This window comes from Antarctobacter sp. (genome assembly GCF_965277915.1).
Classification (GTDB): Bacteria; Pseudomonadota; Alphaproteobacteria; order Rhodobacterales; family Rhodobacteraceae; genus Antarctobacter.
Genome location: NZ_OZ255849.1, coordinates 1,456,026 through 1,474,396 on the forward strand (window position 1 = coordinate 1,456,026; position 18,371 = coordinate 1,474,396).

The window sequence follows — 18,371 nt, forward strand, 5'->3', positions numbered from 1 at the left end:
GAAAGCGTACCGGACCATGCCGCTGGGCATCGTGCTGAGACGCGCCCCTGGCGTGACTCGATGGGCGAAATGGGTCTGGACTGCATCCGCCGTCATGCCCGGTGCCGGCGCCGCCGACTGGCGCGTGCTGCGCAGCGAGGGCGAGGTGACGGAATACCATGCCACGACGCTGCCGCTGGAATTGCACGGCGCCGATACGGATGCCTACCTGCACGAGCTTTCGGCGCAGCAGCCCAGCGTCTACGTCATCCTGCGTGAAACCACAGAGGGTGAGGCCCCGCTCGAGGTGCTGACCGTGACCGCCTCGCCCTACGAGGCGCAGGACTACTCGGACAGCGGCGAGGAAATCATCGAGAAGGTCCCGATGCCGCCCGCGCTGCACGCGCTGGTGGCCAACTTCGTCGAGGAGTTCCACGAGGAAGAGGTGTTCATCAAGCGCAAGCGGGACAAGAAGCGCATCGACCTTGTCGAGGATGGCGTGGGCGATCCGCGTATCGGCAAGCTGGAAGATGTCTATGCGTCGCCCGCGCAACAGCGGAGGCGGATGAATTGAGCCGGACCCCCGCAGATTTCTGGTCGCGCCGGCGCGCCGCCGTTGCCGCCGAGGACAGGGCCGAGACCGAGGCCGAACAGCACGCGGCCAAGGCCGAGCGACAGCGCGCGCTGGAAGATCGCCCGGACGAAGAGATCCTGGCCGAGCTGAACCTGCCCGCGCCCGAGGAAATGGACGACCCCGCGCAGGTGCAGGCGCTGCTCAAGGCGGTGGCGCCGCAGCGGCTCAAGACCCGCGCCCTTCGGCGGCTGTGGCGGCTGAACCCGGTGCTGGCCAACGTGGACGGGCTGGTCGATTACGGCGATGACTTCACCGACGCGGCCCGCGTGGTCGAGAACCTGCAATCGCTCTACCAGGTCGGCAAGGGCATGTTCGACAAGGCGGTTGAGCAGGCCGAGGCCGAGGCCCGCGCCGCCAACGTCGACACGGATGAGATCGACGTGTCCACGGATCAGGACTTGGACGCGGGCGCGCCCGACACGGATGACAGCGTGGAGCTGCCCGTCGCATCCGCCGCGCCGGCACCCTTGGCGCACTCCGAACCCATATCCGAACCAGAGGCCTGCGCCGCCGCCCCGCGCCGGATGCGTTTCCGCTTCGAGACCAGCACATGAGTACCGACAGGGACCCGATGACAAACACCGCCGAAACCCGCCAGATCGCCGAAGAAGACCGGCTGCGCGCCGATCTCTACAATTTCCTCGGGCTGTTGCTGGCCGGGCCGCCGGACGAGATGCTGCTGGCGCAGACCGCTGGCCTGTCCGGGGACGCGACAGAGATGGGGCAGGCCATCGGCACGCTGGCGAAACTGGCCAAGGTGACAAAGCCCAAGACCGCGACCAGCGAATACAACAAGCTGTTCATCGGCCTGGGCCGGGGTGAGCTGCTGCCCTACGCCTCCTACTACCTGACCGGTTTCCTGAACGAGAAACCGCTGGCCCTGTTGCGGCAGGACATGGTGCGGCAGGGGCTGGAACGCGCCGACAACGTGTTCGAACCCGAGGACAACATCGCCTCGCTGATGGAGATGATGGGCGCGATGATCGTCGGCCGTTTCGGTCCCCCCGCCAGTCTCGATGCGCAGCGGCAGTTCTTCAACAAGCACATCGGCCCCTGGGCGGGGCATTTCTACGCCGATCTCGAAGGCGCCAAGAACTCTGTCTTCTACGCCCCCGTGGGCACCGTCGGACGGCTCTTCATGGAGATCGAGTCCGAGGGGTTCCGCATGAGCGGCGAGTGAGGATTTCGCCGGGTGCGTTCGCGGACGCACCCATCCCGGGGCGGGCGACCGTCCCCCAACCCGTGAAAGGAGCTACTTTCATGACCCAGGAATCCAAGGCCTCGCGCCGGAATTTCCTCAAGCTGGCAAGCGTTTCGGCCCCTGCGGCCGCGGTTGCGATCGCCAGCGGCCAGGCAGCCGAAGCCGGCCCGGCCGAACCCGACCTGACATCGGAAAAGATGCAGGACACGGCGCATACCCGCGCCTTCTACGAGACCGCCCGCTTCTGATAGCGGCGCCCGCGTCGCCCGGCATTGTCCGGTCGAGGCACTCAACGGCCCAAGGCGACTGGTTGCGTGACGCCCGACTGCCCCAGGCCATCGTCAGAGTCCCGCGCCCCTCAGAAGGCGCGCAAGGGAGAGAGAAACCATGCTTAGGAAAAAGACCAACGGGGTTGCGCGACGCCCCCAGCGGACAAGTATCCTGTCCGAGGCCGCCAATGCCTCGGTTGACCGCCGCGCCTTTCTGCGCGGCTCGGGTCTGGCCATCGGCGGGATTGCCGCCATTGCCGCCACGGGCGGCACCGTCAAACAGGCCAGCGCCGCTTCTGCCGCCGGTCTTGGCGCGGTGGAGCTGAAGAAATCCGTCTGCACCCACTGTTCGGTGGGCTGCACCGTCATCGCCGAAGTCAGCGACGGCGTCTGGGTCGGGCAGGAACCGGGCTGGGACAGCCCCTTCAACCTGGGCGCCCACTGCGCCAAGGGCGCATCCGTCCGCGAACACGCCCACGGCGAGCGCCGCCTGAAGTATCCCATGAAGAAGGAGAACGGTGAATGGGTCCGCATCTCCTGGGAGCAGGCGATCAACGAGATCGGCGACGGCATGATGCAGATCCGCGAGGAAAGCGGCCCTGACTCCGTCTACTGGCTCGGCTCGGCCAAGCATTCGAACGAACAGGCCTACCTGTTCCGCAAGTTCGCCGGCTACTGGGGCACGAACAACGTCGACCACCAGGCACGGATCTGCCACTCGACCACGGTTGCGGGTGTTGCGAACACATGGGGCTACGGCGCCATGACCAACTCCTACAACGACATCCACAACAGCCAGGCGATCTTCATCATCGGCGGCAACCCCGCCGAGGCGCACCCCGTCTCGCTGCTGCACGTCCTGCGTGCCAAGGAGATGAACAACGCGCCGCTGATCGTCTGCGACCCGCGGTTTACCCGGACGGCGGCCCACGCGGATGAATACGTCCGCTTCCGTCCCGGCAGTGACGTGGCGCTGGTCTGGGGCATCCTGTGGCACATCTTCGAGAACGGCTGGGAGGACAAGGAGTTCATCCGCACCCGTGTCTGGGGCATGGACCAGATCCGCGAGGAAGTGGCCAAGTGGACCCCCGAAGAGGTCGAGCGCGTCACCGGCACCCCCGGTTCGCAGCTGCGCCGCGTGGCCCGCACGCTGGCCAACAACCGTCCCGGCACCGTGATTTGGTGCATGGGTGGCACGCAGCACACCAACGGCAACAACAACACCCGCGCCTACTGCATCCTGCAGCTTGCGCTGGGCAACATGGGCACCTCCGGCGGCGGCACCAACATCTTCCGCGGCCATGACAACGTGCAGGGGGCGACCGACCTCGGCGTTCTGTCGCACACGCTGCCCGGCTACTACGGCCTGGCCAAGGGGTCGTGGCAGCACTGGGCGCGCGTCTGGGAGGAAGACTTCGACTGGCTTTCGGCCCAGTTCGACACGCTCAAGGGCGCCGACGGCAAGGACAAGAACCTGATGTTCGAGACCGGCATCCCGGTCAGCCGCTGGATCGACGGTGTCCTCGAAGACCCCGAGAACATGGACCAGCCGAACAAGGTCCGGGCCATGGTGCTCTGGGGTCATGCGCCGAACTCTCAGACCCGAATGGTCGAGATGAAGAAGGCGATGGAGATGCTGGACATGCTGGTCGTCGTCGACCCGTATCCCACCGTCTCTGCCGTGCTGCATGACCGCGAGGATGGCGTCTACCTGCTGCCGGCGGCGACGCAGTTCGAGACCTACGGGTCGGTGACCGCCTCCAACCGCTCGCTCCAGTGGCGCCAGAAGGTGGTCGATCCGCTCTTTGAATCGAAGCCCGACCAGGAAATCATCGGTCTCTTCGCCAAGAAGTTCGGTTTCCATGACCGCATGTTCCGCAACATCGCGCTCGAGGATGACGGCATCACGCCGAACGTCGAGGACACGCTGCGCGAGATCAACAAGGGCATGTGGACCGTGGGCTATACCGGCCAGTCGCCGGAACGGCTGAAGCTGCACATGGAGAACCAGCACACCTTCGACCGCACCACGCTTCAGGCGGTGGGTGGCCCGGCCGACGGCGACTACTATGGTCTGCCCTGGCCCAGCTGGGGCACCGCCGACATGAAGCACCCGGGCACGCCCAACCTCTACGACATGTCCAAGCCCGTCGCAGAGGGCGGCCTGACGTTCCGGGCGCGTTTCGGTGTCGAGCGCAACGGCGAGAACCTCCTGGCCGATGGTGTCTACTCGGTGGGATCGGAAATCCAGGACGGGTATCCGGAATTCACCATGCAGATGCTCATGGATCTCGGCTGGGACGGTGACCTGACCGAGGAAGAGCGCGCGGTGATCGACGGCATCGCCGGGCCCAAGACCAACTGGAAAACCGACCTGTCCGGCGGCATCCAGCGGGTCGCGATCAAGCATGGCTGCGCCCCCTTCGGCAACGCCAAGGCCCGTGCGGTTGTCTGGACCTTCCCGGATCCGATCCCGGTGCACCGCGAACCGCTGTACACCAACCGCCGCGACCTCGTGGCCGACTATCCGACCTACGAGGACCGCAAGTTCTACCGTCTGCCGACCATGTATGCGTCGATCCAGAAGCAGGACTTCAGCCAGGACTACCCGATCATCCTCACCTCCGGCCGCCTGGTCGAATACGAGGGTGGCGGGGACGAGACCCGGTCGAACCCCTGGCTGGCCGAACTGCAGCAGAACATGTTCGTCGAGGTGAACCCGCGGGACGCCAACAACCTCGGGATCCGCGACGGCGCGGATGTCTGGGTCGAGGGGCCCGAGGGCGGCAAGGTCAAGGTCATGGCGATGGTCACCCAGCGGGTGGGCGAGGGCGTTGCCTTCATGCCCTTCCACTTCGGAGGCCACTTCCAGGGCGAAGACCTGAGGTCCAAGTACCCGGACGGCGCGGATCCCTATGTGCTTGGGGAATCCACCAACGTCGCCCAGACCTATGGCTACGACTCGGTGACGCAGATGCAGGAAACCAAGTGTACCCTGTGCAAGATCACCGCAGCGTAAGGAGAAACAGACATGGCACGATCCAAATTCCTCTGTGACGCCGAGCGCTGTATCGAGTGCAACGCCTGCGTCACCGCCTGCAAGAACGAGCACGAGGTGCCCTGGGGGATCAACCGCCGCCGCGTGGTGACGATCCAGGACGGCAGCCCCGGCGAACGTTCGATCTCGGTGGCCTGCATGCACTGTTCCGACGCGCCCTGCATGGCCGTCTGCCCGGTGGATTGCTTCTACCAGAACGAAGAAGGCGTGGTCCTGCACTCCAAGGACCTCTGCATCGGCTGCGGCTACTGCTTCTACGCGTGCCCCTTCGGCGCGCCGCAGTTCCCGCAGGCGGGCAACTTCGGGTCCCGCGGCAAGATGGACAAATGCACCTTCTGCGCCGGCGGCCCCGAGGAAACCCATTCGACCGCGGAATTCGCCAAGTACGGGCGCAACCGGATCGCCGAGGGCAAGCTGCCCATCTGCGCCGAGATGTGTTCCACCAAGGCCCTGCTCGCCGGTGACGGCGACGTGGTCTCGGGCATCTACCGCGAACGCGTGGTGGCCCGTGGCTTCGGCTCGGGCGCCTGGGGCTGGGGCACCGCCTACGACCAGAAGGGCGGCTGACGCCACCTGTGGGCGGGGCCCTGTCCCGCCCTGTCATCGCATCACATGGCAGGGGCCCGTGATCCACGGGCCTCTGACCAATGGCAGAATATGACGCCTCGGGCCTCCGGCACCGCCAACACGGTTGCCGCGTCCACGGCGTGTCTTTTCGACGGGGACAGTCATGTCACAACGTTCCAGCGGTTTCGGATGGTTCATTCTCCTGGTGGCCGGCCTTGCCGTGCTGACCTTCATTTTCCGGCCTCCCGCGCCAGCAGAGACGGGCACCGACCCGGCGGTCCTGGCCGAGGCCCGCAAGGCCACCGGCGGCGCACAGACGCTGGAGGACATCCTGGCCCGGCAACGGGGCGAAGACGTCGACCTCAGCTTTCGCCGCGAGTTCGGCCAGCCGGGCGCCGACCCGGATGCGCCCCTTGCGCTGGCCCCGCTTGGCGGTGCATCGGACCCCGACCTGTGGCGCGCGCTGCGCTATGACGCGGCGGATGTGAATGTCTCTGCCGGCGGCGACGTGGCCAAGGTGCTGGTGCAGGATGGCGGCATGGCCTGGTACGAGTTCCGCAAGGGGCCACTGGCGACCTATGGCGGCTGGCTGCTGATCGGCACGATCATCGCGCTGGCCTTCTTCTACATGGTCCGCGGCCGGATCGGTCTCGACGAGCCGATGACCGGGCGCACCGTGACTCGCTTCCAGGCGATCGAACGCTTTGCGCACTGGCTGCTGGCAGGATCCTTCGTGCTGTTGGGCCTTTCCGGCCTGCTCACGCTCTTCGGGCGGTTTTTCATCCTGCCGACCTTCGGGCCAGAGCTGAACTCGCAGCTGCTGATCGCGGCGAAGTTCGTGCACAACAACCTGGCCTGGCCCTTCATGCTGGGGCTGGTGATGGTCTTTGTCATGTGGGTCTGGCACAACATCCCCGACCGCACCGACATCACCTGGTTTGCCCAGGCGGGCGGCATCATCGGCAAGAACCACCCGCCGGCCAAGAAGTTCAACGGCGGGCAAAAGATCATCTTCTGGTCGGTCATCCTGCTGGGCGCCTCGATCTCGCTTTCGGGCCTGTCGCTGCTGTTTCCGTTCGAGCTGCCGCTCTTTGCCAAGACCTTTGCGATCATCAATGACACCGGCATCATCCAGTGGCTGGGCTACGGCGCGCTGCCGACGGATCTGGCCCCGCAGGAGGAAATGCAGCTTGCACAGGCCTGGCACGCGATCGTGGCCTTTGTCCTCATGGCGATCATCATCGCGCATATCTACATCGGCTCCATCGGGATGAAGGGCGCCTTCGACGCGATGGGCTCGGGCGAGGTCGACGAGGCCTGGGCGCATCAGCACCACTCGCTCTGGCTCGATGAGGTCAAGGCGCGCGAGGCCAGGACCGGCAAGAAAAGCCCCGATACCGGGGCCACCCCGGCGGAATGATGCGGGCCGCGCTGCTCGCCCTCGCGCTCGCGGCCCTGCCCGCGGGCGCGGAGGAGTTCACCACCCTCAAGGGGCATGGCGGTCCGGTCATGGCGCTGGCCGTATCGCCCGGCGGCGCGGTGACCAGCGCCAGCTTCGACAATTCCGTCGGGCTCTGGGCCGGCCGCGTGCCCACCTGGCTGGAAGGGCACGCGGCCGCGGTCACCGCGCTGACATGGGGGGCAGGCGGCGCGCTGGTCTCTGGCGGGGACGATTTCGCGGTGCGCCAATGGCGCCCGGTCGACCGCCTGCTGGGCGAACACAAGGGCAAGGTCACCTCGCTCTCTGTCGCGCCGGACGGCAGCCATGTCGCCAGCGGCAGCTGGGACGGCAGCATCAGGCTCTGGCCACTGACAGAGGCGGGCAGGGCAGGCGAGCTGCCCTATCCCGGCGCGGGCGTGAATGCGGTGGCCCATTCCCCGGACGGCCGGTTCCTTTATGCGGCGACCTCCAAGGGGGTGCTGCTGCAATATGACCTCGGCACGGGCGGATCGCCCCTGCCGCTGGTCGAACATGGCTTTGGCATCAACCGGCTGGCCATTGGTCCCGGCTGGATCGCCTATGGCGCCGTGGACGGCGGCACCCGCGTGATCGACGCCGCGACCGGCGACCAGATCGCCGATTTCACGCTGGACCGCCGCCCGATCCTTGCCTTGTCCTGGCACGCGGAGACGGCGCAACTGGCGGTTGGGGACGGCCATGGCTATGTCATGGTGGTCGACACCGACCAATGGCGTATCACCCGCGATTTCCGCGCCATGCGCCACGGCCCGGTCTGGGCGCTGGCCTTTTCACCCGATGGTCGGATGATCTTTGCGGGCGGGCTGGACGACGTCGTCTATGCCTGGCCCGTGGCCTTGCTGGACGAACTCGACGCGCCCGAAGGCTCGGGCCAGCGCAGCTTTCTGCGCGACCCCGAAACCATGACCAACGGCGAAAGGCAGTTCATGCGCAAGTGTTCCATCTGCCACGCTCTGACCGAAGGCCCGTCGCGCAAGGCCGGGCCGACCCTGCACGGTGTCTTTGGCCGCCAGGCCGGAACCCTGCCGGGCTACAGCTATTCCGACACGCTGGCCGGCGCCGGTTTCGCCTGGACGGATGAGACCATAGACGCCCTGTTCGACGAGGGGCCGGACCATTACATCCCCGGCTCCAAGATGCCCATGCAGGTGATCGCGCAGCCCTCTGACCGGGCCGACCTGATCGCCTTTCTCAAATCCGCAACTGAAGGAAGCAGCAAATGAAAGCCATGCTCTCGGGGTTCGTCGCGATGATCCTGCTGGCCGTCGGCGCCTGGTACGGGCTGAACGAGATGGGGTTCTCCTCCGCCGACAAGCAGTCCGGCGCCAATGTCCGGCTCGACTGATCTGGCAGCCCGGTTAGACTGTCAGCCATGAGCCCACTGGATGATTATGGACAGGCCCTCAGCGGTGCCTCGGTGCTGGTCGTCGACGACGAACCGGGCATGCGCAACTTCCTGGCCAAGACGCTGGGCCCGCGGGTCAAGACCGTGGCCGAGGCGGGATCGGCACGCGAGGCAACGGAACGCCTGGACGAGGCGCAGTTCGACGTCATCGTGGTCGACAACAAGATGCCTGGCGGGTCGGGCATCGACTGGGTGACGGAACAGCGGCGCAAGGGGCTTTATGCCGAAACGGTGCTGATCACCGCCTATGCCGATCTTGAAACCGCCATCGCCGCGCTGCGTGCGGGCGTCAGCGATTTCGTCCTGAAACCCTTTCGCGCCAACCAGTTGATCGGCGCCGTGGCGCGTACGCTGGATCGCGGAGCGCTGCGCCGCGACAACCGCCTGTTGCGCCACGCCCTGCAGGCCGAGGGCGAGACCCGGCTTCTGGGTCGGTCGGCGCCGATGCAGGCGGTGCGCGCCATGCTGGAGAAACTGGCGCCGCTGCCGACGCCGGTGCTGTTTACCGGCGCGACCGGCACGGGAAAGGAACTGGCCGCGCGTACGCTGCACCAGATGGGCGGCCGGTCGGAACGGCCCTTCGTGGCGGTGAATTGCGCCGCCATCGCGCCCGACCGCATCGCCGCCGAGCTGTTTGGCGAGGTCGAAGGCGACCGACTGCGCCCGGGCCTGTTCCTGCTGGCCGATGGCGGCACGCTGTTCCTCGACGAGGTGGCGCAGATGTCGGAAACCCTGCAGGCGGCGCTGCTCAGGGTGATCGAGGATCAGCGCATCCGCCCGCTCCGCGCCGAACGCGAGATCCCGCTGGACCTGCGCCTGACCTTCGCCACCAATACCGATCTCGACAAGGCGGTGGAGGCCGGGCGCTTTCGCGCGGATCTGTACCATCGCATCAACGTGCTGCGGATCGAGATGCCGCCGCTCAGCGACCGGTCCGAGGACATCGTGGAACTTGCCGCGCTCTTCATCCAGCACTTTTCACGGGCGCTGGGCCTGCCGGAACTGAAACTGGACGATGAGACCCTGTTGAAGCTCAGCCGCTATCCCTGGCCGGGCAACGTGCGCGAGTTGCGCAACCTCGTCGAACGCTCGGTCATCCTTGGCAGCTTTCCGGATGATTTCGCCGGCAGCGGGTCGGTCACCGGGGTGCAGGCCATCGAGAACCTCGACCTGGTGATGCAGCGGCACATCATGCACGTCCTTGAACTGTCGGGCGGCAACCGGGCCGAGGCTGCGCGACGCCTTGGCGTTTCGCGCAAGACCGTGGACCGCAAGGTGGCGACCTGGGGCGAGTGAGGCCGCCGGAAGGCGCGCCTGGATAACTGCAAAATCATGCATTTTATGCGTTTACGCTGGCGGGTCAATCTGACCCGCCAATAGCCATGATTTCTTCCATGGCTGGCCTTTTTGTCTCGCTTTTCTTCTTGCGGGCAAGGGCTGTCTTTTCATACCTTCTGTACGAAACGCGGCGTGTGGCCGGAAATTTTGCAGGAGATCGCATGCAGGACTTGGGGGAGGCACTTACCGTCGCCATGACGCTTGTCCTCTCGGGCGATGGCGATCTCATCGAGATCGTGGCCCTGTCGCTGCGCGTCAGCTTGACCGCCACGACCGCCGCTTGTGTCATTGGCCTGCCGATCGGCGCGCTGGTCGCCACCAACCGCTTTCCCGGCCGGGGGGCGGTCCTGGTGGTGATGAACGCGCTGATGGGCCTGCCGCCGGTGGTCGTGGGGCTGATCGTCTATCTGCACCTGTCGCGGGCGGGGCCCTTGGGCTTTCTGGGGCTGCTCTATACGCCCACCGCCATGATCATCGCCCAGACCATCCTGATTTCTCCCATCGTCGCCGCGCTGTCGCGCCAGGTGATCGAGGATATGCACGCGGAATATGCCGATCACTTCCGCTCGCTTTGCCTGAGTGCCCGCCAGACCGTGCAGGCGCTGCTCTGGGATGCGCGCTACGCGCTTCTGACCGTGGCGCTGGCGGGTTTTGGCCGCGCCGTGGCCGAGGTGGGCGCCGTCATGATCGTGGGCGGCAACATCGACCACATGACCCGGGTCATGACAACCGCCATCGCGCTCGAGACCTCGAAAGGGGACCTGCCGCTGGCCCTGGGGCTGGGGATCGTGCTGATGATCCTGGCGTTGGGGGTCAATGCCCTGGTCCACAGCCTGCGCCTGACTGCCGTGAGACAAGCCCATGCGTGAAGCCATAATCCACGGGCCCGAAGCCCTGACAGCGGGCGCCATCCCGGCCTCGAACCTTCTTCCCCTGCGGGTGCGGGGCCTGTGCCTGACCCTCGGCGGGCGTCGCATCCTGAACGGCCTGGACCTGGACCTGGGGCCGACGGGCTGCACCGTCCTCCTTGGTCCGAATGGAGCCGGAAAAACGCAGTTTCTCAGGCTTTTGCACGGCCTTCTTGAGCCGGATGCGGGCGAGATAGACTGGAATGGCACCGCGCCCGAACAGGTCACCTCGCGACAGGCGCTTGTGTTCCAGAAACCGGTGCTGCTGCGCCGGTCCGTCGCTGCGAACGTGGATTTCGTGCTAAGGTCGCGCAACCTGCCGCGTGCCCGCCGTAGCGCCCTGCTGGACCATGTTGGCCTGGGCGACAAGGCCCGCCAGCCCGCCCGCCTGCTGTCCGGGGGAGAGGCGCAGCGCCTGGCGCTGGCCCGCGCCTTGGCCACCGAACCCGAGGTGCTGTTCCTGGACGAACCCACGGCCAGCCTGGACCCGGCGTCCGTCAATCGCATCGAGGAAATCGTGCTGAAGGCCGTGCGCAATGGCACCCGCGTGATCCTTGTCACTCATGACATCGGCCAGGCCCGCCGGCTCGCGGACGAGATCGTCTTCCTGCACGGCGGACGGGTGGCCGAACAGGCCACAGCCGACCGTTTCTTTGCAGGTCCCCGAACACCGGCGGCCCGGGCGCATGTCTCGGGCGGCCTCGTGCTCTGACATCATTCAAGACCCTACGGAGGAGATATTCCATGAAACCGCTTCGCCTTGCGGCGCTTTTCTGCGCCCTGTCGCTGCCCTCGGCCGCATTGGCCGACGACATTCTGGTCCAGTCGACCACCTCGACCGCGAACTCGGGTCTCTACGACCACCTGCTGCCGATCTTTGCCGAGGCGACGGGCATTCAGGTCAACGTGGTTGCGGTGGGCACCGGGCAGGCCATCCGCAATGCCCGCAACTGCGACGGTGACGTGCTGCTGGTCCACGCCAAGCCGGCGGAAGAGCAATTCGTGGCCGACGGCTTCGGGGTGTCGCGTACCGACCTGATGTACAACGATTTTGTCATTGTCGGCCCCTCTGCCGACCCGGCCGGCGTGGCAGGCATGGACGATGTCCAGCCGGCGCTGGAAAAGATCGCCGCGGCGCAGGCGCTCTTTGCCTCCCGCGGGGATGATTCCGGCACCCACAAGAAAGAGGTCTCGCTCTGGGGCGCCAGTTCTGTCGATCCGGCCAATGCCTCCGGCGACTGGTATCGGGAAACAGGGTCGGGCATGGGTGCGACGCTGAATGCGGGCATCGGCATGGGGGCCTATGTCATGACCGACCGGGCCACCTGGATCAGCTTCAAGAACAAGCAGGATTACAAGATCATGGTCGAGGGCGATGCGGACCTGTTCAACCAGTACGGCGTCATCCCGCTTTCTGCCGACAAGTGTCCTTCGGCCAACGTCGATGGCGCCCAGGCCTTTGCCGATTGGCTGCTTTCGGATGCAGGCCAGGCAGCCATTGCCGAATACGAGGTCGACGGGCAACAACTCTTCTTTCCGAACGCCCCTGATTGATCTAGGACCAGTCGCCAGGCAGCCCGCATAAACCGGACCAGCGGGCCAGGAGGCCCGGATGTCCAGCGTCAAGACGCCCGAGTATTTCACAGTCGCCGAACTGGCAGAGCTGCTGCGGCTGAAGGAACGCAAGATCTACGACCTCGCCGCCTCAGGCGGGGTTCCCTGTTCGCGCGCGACCGGCAAGCTGCTGTTTCCCGCGCGCGACGTCTATGCCTGGATCGACTCGCATACGACGGGCCCGCAAGACACGGTGGCCCGCCCGCCGATCCTGCTGGGCAGCCACGATCCGCTGTTGGACTGGGCTGTTCGCGAAAGCCGCTGCGGTCTTGCCACCTATTTCGACGGCTCCCTCGACGGGCTGGAAAGGTTCAACGCGCGTGAAGGCGTCGCCTGCGGCCTGCATGTCTATCATTCCGAAGCCGGCGACTGGAACGTGCCCAGCGTCGACAAGACCCGCGACGCGGTGTTGGTGGCCTTTGCGCGTCGACGCCGCGGGCTGGTGGTGCGCCCAGACGAGACGGGGATCACCGGTCTGGACGATCTTGTCGGGCGTCGTTTCGCGCCGCGCCAACCGCTTTCGGGCACCGCCAAGCTGTTCGGAGATCTGGCAGAGGAGGCCGGGCTGGATCACGCGGCGCTTGCGCTGGCACCGGTGTCGCGGACCGAGACCGAGGCCGTGCAGGCCGTGGCCCGGGGCGAGGCCGATGCGACCTTCGGGCTGGAGACGCTGGCCCGGGATTTCGGTCTGCGATTCCTGCCTTTGATCGAAGAGTACTTTGACCTGCTGATCGACCGGCGGGAGTATTTCGAGGCGCCGGTGCAGGCGCTGCTCGACTTCTGCAAAGGCGCCCCCCTCCGGGACCAGGCGGCCCGATTGGGGGGGTATGACATCGCGGACTTGGGCAGCATCCGCTGGAACGCCTGACAGCTTGCCTGAACTTTGCCGGATTGACCGCTGGAAACTCTGAATAAAACCCGAATTGGCATATTCGGGGCAGGGCGCTCTACCGGATATATGGCCAATTCTAACAGGACCGAAGCCGCGCAATTCTTGCCTTTCAGCGGGAATCTGTATCTAATTCGAGATACGGGATTGTTTCCCGGGGGGATAAAAATGAAGAGCGATCTGACGGTCCGCCTCGCCGGGCGCCTGTCGGCGCTACGGGCTGCCCGTGGCTGGACGCTGGATCAACTCGCCGCTGCAAGCGGCGTCAGCCGCGCGGCGCTGTCGCGGCTGGAAAACGCCGAGGTCAGTCCTTCGGCAGAGGTTCTTTCGCGCCTGGCGGCGGCGCATGACATGTCCCTCTCCCGCCTTTTTGCCATGATCGAGGACGGGTTTTCCGCCCATGTCACGCGCGAGGAACAGGCGGTCTGGCGTGATGGCGAGACCGGGCTGGCCAAGCGGTTCGTCTCTCCTGCGGCCTCGGCCCTGGCTGGCGAGGTGGTCGAATGCAAGATGACGCCCAATTCCGAGATGGTGCAGGAATCGCCCGAGGTTGTCGGTCAGGAGCACCATATCGTGCTGCTCAGCGGCTATCTGCACGTCAGCCTGGACGGATCGGGCTATAATCTCGGCGCGGGGGACTCGCTGCGCTATCGCGAACACGGCGAGGTGCGGCTGGTCACGGATCGCGGACAAGGCGCCAAGTTCATGATGGTGAGCGTCACCAGCTGAGCGCCGCGCCCCGATCCGGGATCAGCAGTTGGGCACGTTGACCGCCAGCCCGCCCAGCGAGGTCTCCTTGTATTTCTCGCTCATGTCGTGGCCGGTCTGGCGCATGGTCTCGATGCAGGCATCGAGCGGCACAAGGTGGGTGCCGTCCCCCCGCAGCGAAAGCGAGGCGGCCGAGACCGCCTTGATCGCGCCCAGACCGTTGCGTTCGATACAGGGCACCTGGACCAGCCCCTTGACCGGGTCGCAGGTCATGCCAAGGTGATGTTCCAGCGCGATTTCAGCGGCGTTTTCAACCTGTTCCGGCGTCCCGCCCATCACGGCGCACAGCCCCGCCGCCGCCATTGCACTGGCGCTGCCGACCTCGGCCTGGCAGCCGGCCTCGGCGCCCGAGATCGAAGCGTTGTATTTCACCAAACCGCCGATTGCCGCAGCGGTCAGCAGGAACTCGGGGATGCGGGCGCGCGTGGCGCCGGGCACATGGTCCAGCCAGTAGCGGATCACCGCCGGGACAACGCCTGCCGCACCGTTGGTGGGGGCCGTGACCACCTGGCCCCCGGCGGCGTTTTCCTCGTTCACCGCCATCGCGTAGACGCTCATCCAGTCGTTGATCGTGTGCGGCGCGCTGAGGTTCATGCCCCGTTCGGCCTGCAACTGGTCATGGATGTTCTTGGCGCGGCGTTTCACGTTCAGCCCGCCGGGCAGCACCCCGTCCGAGGTCAGGCCCCGGTCGATGCAGTCCTCCATCACCTGCCAGATCCGGGCCACCCCCTTGTCCAGGCTGTCGGCACACCCGCGCGACACCTCGTTCGCGCGTTTCATCTCGGCGATGCTGCGCCCGGATTTCTTCGCCATGTCAAGCATTTCCGCGGCGGTCTTGAAAGGGTGGGGGACAGGGGCACCCTCATCCGTGTCCTTGCCGGCGGCCAGTTCCGCCTCTGTCAGGACAAAGCCGCCGCCGACCGAGTAGTAGACCTCTTGCAGGATCACGTCGCCCTGCGCGTCCGTGGCCCGCAGGATCATCCCATTGGCATGGCCCGGCAGCGTCTCGTCGTAATCGAAGACAAGGTCCCGGGACGGGTCGAACCGCAGCGCGGGCAGGCCCTCGGGCGTGACGCTGTGGGTTTTCGCGATCTCAGCCAGTGCTGCCTCGGCCTTGTCGTTGTCGTAGGTTTCCGGCACGAAACCGGCCAGCCCCAGCACCGTGGCGCGGTCGGTGGCATGGCCCACCCCGGTAAAGGCCAGCGAGCCGTGCAGCGAGGCGCGCAGCCCGTGAACCGCGAAGGGCGCGGCGCGCAGCTTGTCCAGGAAACGGGCCGCCGCGACCATTGGGCCCATCGTGTGCGAGGACGACGGGCCGATCCCCACCTTGAACATGTCGAAGACCGAAAGAAACATCTGCGCTCCTTGTATTCTTGCGCCTCATGTAGCGCAGCTCACCACCGATGCCGCTGCCGAAAACGACATGACGTCCATCAAAGGCGCGCTTGGCACCGGGGTGCTCACGGTTCCGTGAACGGCTTGTGATCGTCCGGCGCGAAACTTTCGTCTCGCTGTCTCGTGACTCCGGTCAGCCGCACCAAGGAGGTGCAGCCCCCGAAACGACAAAGAAACAGGAAGGAACACCAAATGAAACCCCTCAAGACCTTCGCAGCAGTTGCCCTCGTGACCGTGTCCGGCGCCGCCTTTGCGGCCAGCCATTCCGATACCGGCAACCCGATGGTGGGTGGCGCCCCGATGTTCCCCGACAAGACCATCGTCGAAAACGCCGTGAACTCGGCAGATCACGAAACGCTCGTCACCGCGGTCAAGGCGGCCGGCCTTGTCGACACGCTGTCCGGCGAAGGCCCGTTCACCGTCTTCGCGCCGACCGATGACGCCTTCGGCAAGATCAAGCCCGAAAGCCTGAACGCGCTGCTGCAGCCCGAGGCCAAGGACCAGCTGACCACGATCCTGACCTGTCACGTCGTGGCGGCCAACGCCATGTCCGACGCCATTGCCGGCATGATCGCCGATGACGGCGGCATGCACCCGGTGCCCACGGTCGGCGGCTGCACCCTGCAGGCCAAGATGGATGGCGACGAGATCACCCTGACCGACGAGAACGGGCGCACCGCGACCGTCACCATCGCGGACGTCAAGCAGTCGAACGGCGTGATCCACGTCATCGACCGCGTCTTGCTGCCCAAGCAGTAAAGCGATCGGTTGCGCGTGGCAAAGCAACCCCCAGTTCGCGCCTCGCGCAATCGTGCGCGCCCCGTGCTTGCCCCCGCAGGCCGGGGTGCGCAATCTTTCCCGCAAAAGAGGAGGCCCCGATGAAACGACGCAACTTTATCGCCGCCGGGGCTGTGCTGCCGTTCTTCACGCGCAGCGCCCTGGCCGCCGACGGCAATTTCGAGATCACCCGCAGCAAGGCGGAATGGCGCGCCATGCTGACCGATGCGGAATACCGCGTCATGCGCGAGGAAGGGACGGAACGCGCCTTCACCTCGCCGCTCAACGACGAAACGCGCAAGGGCACCTTTCTGTGCAAGGGCTGTGACCTGCCGCTTTACGCATCGGAAGCCAAGTTCAAGAGCGGCACCGGCTGGCCCTCGTTCTATCAGGCCCTGCCGAACGCCATCGAGACCAAGCCCGATCGCAAGCTCTTCGTGACCCGGACCGAATGCCATTGTCGCCGTTGCGGCTCGCATCTGGGGCACATCTTTGACGATGGTCCGCCGCCCACGGGCAAACGCCATTGCATCAACGGTGTCAGCCTGAAATTCCGCCCGGCCTGACGGGGCGGCGCGGCAGACAAAGAAAAACGGGCGTGTGGCTGGACTAGGGCCACGCGCCCGTTTCCGTTGGTGGGTCTTAAGGGCTGAAAAATTGCCCGAATCCGACGTTACGTGGCGTCAATTTTCCTGTCCAGCGAATTCTGCAACCCGGTCGAAGGGGCCTGCCGGACTTGCTCAGTTCATTGTGGAAACCTCCGACAGAGTACGGGTGAAACCGCGTAGGGAAATGGGCAGCGCCACGGGGGTATCCGGGGCTGCCGCCGGGTAGATGGTCAGCGTCGCCTGCCGTCCCCGTTCCAGCCGCGACAGCGTCTCGGCGGTGACTCCGATCCGCGCGGCGGCCTGGCCGTGACAGGTTTCGCGTCTTCGGTCAGCGCGGCCAGGATAGGCGATTGTTCAGCGATGGCTGCAATCGGGACGGCAAAATTGACGCCGTTGATCGAATCCCCGGCGTGATGCAGAGCCACGACCTTGCGACCGTCCTCGCCGATCACCGGCGAGCCGGAATTGCCGCGCAGCGTGTCACAGGTGTGGCGGAGCCGGTTGTTCGCCAGCAGATTGCGCGCCGCCGCCCGGCATCCCTTGCGGCTGATGTGCTGGGCCATCTCGATCGGGTGGCCGATGACGATCAGCGGCAGGCCGGAGTGCCGGTCCGGATCGAAATCGAAGGAACCAGCGGCAGGTGCTGCGCCGAAAGGGTCAGGCGGCGGCGGGTGGCGGACATGCGAATCGAACTCCTGGCGGTTTGACCCAGTCTAGCACCGGAACCCGACGAAAATGGGTCCGGAATACCCGGACCCAGCCTCTGACTCAAAGAAATGTCCAACCCGCGTCCCGACCCGGGTGCCGCCTACTTGAAGCTGCGGCTGTCCTTGATCTGGTCCCAAGCCCAGACCACCTGCTGCAACTGCTCTTCCTGGCTGCGATCGCCGCCGTTCATGTCCGGGTGCAGCACCTTGATGAGCGACTTGTAGACCTTGCGGATCTCGGCCTTGGACATGTTGTCCTTGGCGTCGAGGATATCCAAGGCCTTGCGTTCGGTCGGGGGCAGCTTGCGGCCGCCGCCGGCCTTGTTGCGGCCGGGGTTGCGCGTGGCCTTGTCGCCCAGAACCTGGTGCGGGTCCTCGATGCCCAGCCGCGCCCAAGCCTTGGCCTCGGGGTCGCGCCAGTCCTTGGTCTTGCGCTCCCAGACCTTGTCCGAGGATTCCTGGGCGTTCATCTCCGCCTCGGTCTTGCCGTCGAAGAAGGACCACTTGGCGTTGTATTCCCGGACGTGGTCCTTGCAGAACCAGTAGAAATCATCCAGCACGTCAGGCGCCTTGGGCGCGCGGAATTTGCCCGGTTCCTCGCAACCGTCATGGTCGCAGATGCGCGTGGATGTCTCCTGTGCGCCAGTCATGCCCTTCCGTCCGCGTGGGTTTTTCTTTTTCGCGGACTTAACGGACATGTCGAAACCGAAGGGGTCAGGTTTGCTCATCTCGCACCTCTTCTCGACTCGGACACCGGAGCATAGACTATCGCGG

Annotated in this window: 21 protein-coding genes; 17 read left to right on the top strand and 4 right to left on the bottom strand. The window is 65.8% G+C overall.

Features of this window, described 5'->3' with window-relative positions:
• The first annotated feature begins 16 nt into the window (after positions 1–16).
• From ACQY5B_RS07900 to ACQY5B_RS07970, 15 genes are all read left to right on the top strand, one after another.
• The gene (locus ACQY5B_RS07900) at positions 17–553 is read left to right on the top strand and encodes a DUF3305 domain-containing protein (RefSeq protein ID WP_420328681.1); all 537 of its coding nucleotides are present in this window, start codon (positions 17–19) and stop codon (positions 551–553) included.
• On the top strand, positions 550–1,167 hold the full coding sequence (locus tag ACQY5B_RS07905) for a DUF3306 domain-containing protein (RefSeq protein ID WP_420325690.1): 618 nt from the start codon (positions 550–552) through the stop codon (positions 1,165–1,167). Before ACQY5B_RS07900 ends, ACQY5B_RS07905 begins: the two co-directional genes overlap by 4 nt.
• Positions 1,164–1,793, top strand: a complete 630-nt coding sequence (locus tag ACQY5B_RS07910) for a TorD/DmsD family molecular chaperone (protein WP_420325689.1) — start codon at positions 1,164–1,166, stop codon at positions 1,791–1,793. Before ACQY5B_RS07905 ends, ACQY5B_RS07910 begins: the two co-directional genes overlap by 4 nt.
• Positions 1,794–1,873: 80 nt before the next feature.
• Positions 1,874–2,062, top strand: coding sequence for a twin-arginine translocation signal domain-containing protein (locus ACQY5B_RS07915; protein WP_420325688.1), 189 nt, complete (start codon positions 1,874–1,876; stop codon positions 2,060–2,062).
• A 139-nt stretch (positions 2,063–2,201) separates the two neighbouring features.
• Positions 2,202–5,102 carry a formate dehydrogenase subunit alpha gene (locus ACQY5B_RS07920; protein WP_305971104.1) on the top strand — a complete coding sequence of 967 codons (2,901 nt, stop codon included), beginning with the start codon at positions 2,202–2,204 and terminating at the stop codon, positions 5,100–5,102.
• A 12-nt stretch (positions 5,103–5,114) separates the two neighbouring features.
• Positions 5,115–5,708 (top strand): formate dehydrogenase FDH3 subunit beta, encoded by a 594-nt coding sequence (gene fdh3B, locus ACQY5B_RS07925; protein ID WP_305971105.1) that lies wholly within the window; start codon positions 5,115–5,117, stop codon positions 5,706–5,708.
• 163 nt (positions 5,709–5,871) lie between these two features.
• Positions 5,872–7,128: a formate dehydrogenase subunit gamma gene (locus ACQY5B_RS07930; protein ID WP_420325687.1), complete on the top strand. Its 1,257-nt coding sequence runs from the start codon at positions 5,872–5,874 to the stop codon at positions 7,126–7,128.
• The gene (locus ACQY5B_RS07935; protein ID WP_305971152.1) at positions 7,128–8,411 is read left to right on the top strand and encodes a c-type cytochrome; all 1,284 of its coding nucleotides are present in this window, start codon (positions 7,128–7,130) and stop codon (positions 8,409–8,411) included. The genes ACQY5B_RS07930 and ACQY5B_RS07935 overlap by 1 nt, the downstream gene beginning before the upstream one ends.
• The gene (locus ACQY5B_RS07940; RefSeq protein WP_420325686.1) at positions 8,408–8,533 is read left to right on the top strand and encodes a hypothetical protein; all 126 of its coding nucleotides are present in this window, start codon (positions 8,408–8,410) and stop codon (positions 8,531–8,533) included. Before ACQY5B_RS07935 ends, ACQY5B_RS07940 begins: the two co-directional genes overlap by 4 nt.
• A gap of 27 nt (positions 8,534–8,560) precedes the next feature.
• A complete protein-coding gene (locus ACQY5B_RS07945) occupies positions 8,561–9,889 on the top strand; it encodes a sigma-54-dependent transcriptional regulator (RefSeq protein WP_420325685.1) in 1,329 nt (442 codons plus the stop codon).
• Positions 9,890–10,092: 203 nt separating this feature from the next.
• Positions 10,093–10,800: an ABC transporter permease gene (locus ACQY5B_RS07950; RefSeq protein WP_420325684.1), complete on the top strand. Its 708-nt coding sequence runs from the start codon at positions 10,093–10,095 to the stop codon at positions 10,798–10,800.
• Positions 10,793–11,551: an ATP-binding cassette domain-containing protein gene (locus tag ACQY5B_RS07955; RefSeq protein WP_305971110.1), complete on the top strand. Its 759-nt coding sequence runs from the start codon at positions 10,793–10,795 to the stop codon at positions 11,549–11,551. The genes ACQY5B_RS07950 and ACQY5B_RS07955 overlap by 8 nt, the downstream gene beginning before the upstream one ends.
• Before the next feature lie 32 nt (positions 11,552–11,583).
• Positions 11,584–12,393: an ABC transporter substrate-binding protein gene (locus ACQY5B_RS07960; protein ID WP_420325683.1), complete on the top strand. Its 810-nt coding sequence runs from the start codon at positions 11,584–11,586 to the stop codon at positions 12,391–12,393.
• Positions 12,394–12,451: 58 nt separating this feature from the next.
• Positions 12,452–13,321 carry a substrate-binding domain-containing protein gene (locus ACQY5B_RS07965; protein ID WP_420325682.1) on the top strand — a complete coding sequence of 290 codons (870 nt, stop codon included), beginning with the start codon at positions 12,452–12,454 and terminating at the stop codon, positions 13,319–13,321.
• Positions 13,322–13,510: 189 nt separating this feature from the next.
• Positions 13,511–14,071, top strand: a complete 561-nt coding sequence (locus ACQY5B_RS07970) for a helix-turn-helix domain-containing protein (RefSeq protein WP_305971113.1) — start codon at positions 13,511–13,513, stop codon at positions 14,069–14,071.
• Between the two features lie 21 nt (positions 14,072–14,092).
• Here ACQY5B_RS07970 and ACQY5B_RS07975 read toward each other — a convergent pair whose 3' ends face one another.
• A complete protein-coding gene (locus tag ACQY5B_RS07975) occupies positions 14,093–15,466 on the bottom strand; it encodes an L-serine ammonia-lyase (RefSeq protein WP_420325681.1) in 1,374 nt (457 codons plus the stop codon).
• Between the two features lie 231 nt (positions 15,467–15,697).
• Between ACQY5B_RS07975 and ACQY5B_RS07980 the strand changes: the two genes are divergently transcribed.
• The gene (locus ACQY5B_RS07980) at positions 15,698–16,264 is read left to right on the top strand and encodes a fasciclin domain-containing protein (RefSeq protein ID WP_371931800.1); all 567 of its coding nucleotides are present in this window, start codon (positions 15,698–15,700) and stop codon (positions 16,262–16,264) included.
• A 119-nt stretch (positions 16,265–16,383) separates the two neighbouring features.
• A complete protein-coding gene (gene msrB / locus ACQY5B_RS07985; protein WP_420325680.1) occupies positions 16,384–16,848 on the top strand; it encodes a peptide-methionine (R)-S-oxide reductase MsrB in 465 nt (154 codons plus the stop codon).
• 174 nt (positions 16,849–17,022) lie between these two features.
• On the opposite strand, the gene ACQY5B_RS07990 is transcribed toward msrB, so the two are convergent.
• The 3 genes from ACQY5B_RS07990 to ACQY5B_RS08000 all read right to left on the bottom strand — a co-directional run bounded on the left by ACQY5B_RS07990 (position 17,023) and on the right by ACQY5B_RS08000 (position 18,325).
• Complete coding sequence (locus tag ACQY5B_RS07990) at positions 17,023–17,178, bottom strand: invasion associated locus B family protein (protein WP_371931802.1); 156 nt, start codon at positions 17,176–17,178, stop codon at positions 17,023–17,025.
• Positions 17,121–17,453 carry a trypsin-like serine peptidase gene (locus tag ACQY5B_RS07995; protein WP_420325679.1) on the bottom strand — a complete coding sequence of 111 codons (333 nt, stop codon included), beginning with the start codon at positions 17,451–17,453 and terminating at the stop codon, positions 17,121–17,123. Before ACQY5B_RS07995 ends, ACQY5B_RS07990 begins: the two co-directional genes overlap by 58 nt.
• A 245-nt stretch (positions 17,454–17,698) precedes the next feature.
• On the bottom strand, positions 17,699–18,325 hold the full coding sequence (locus ACQY5B_RS08000; protein ID WP_420325678.1) for a J domain-containing protein: 627 nt from the start codon (positions 18,323–18,325) through the stop codon (positions 17,699–17,701).
• Between the last annotated feature and the right edge of the window lie 46 nt (positions 18,326–18,371).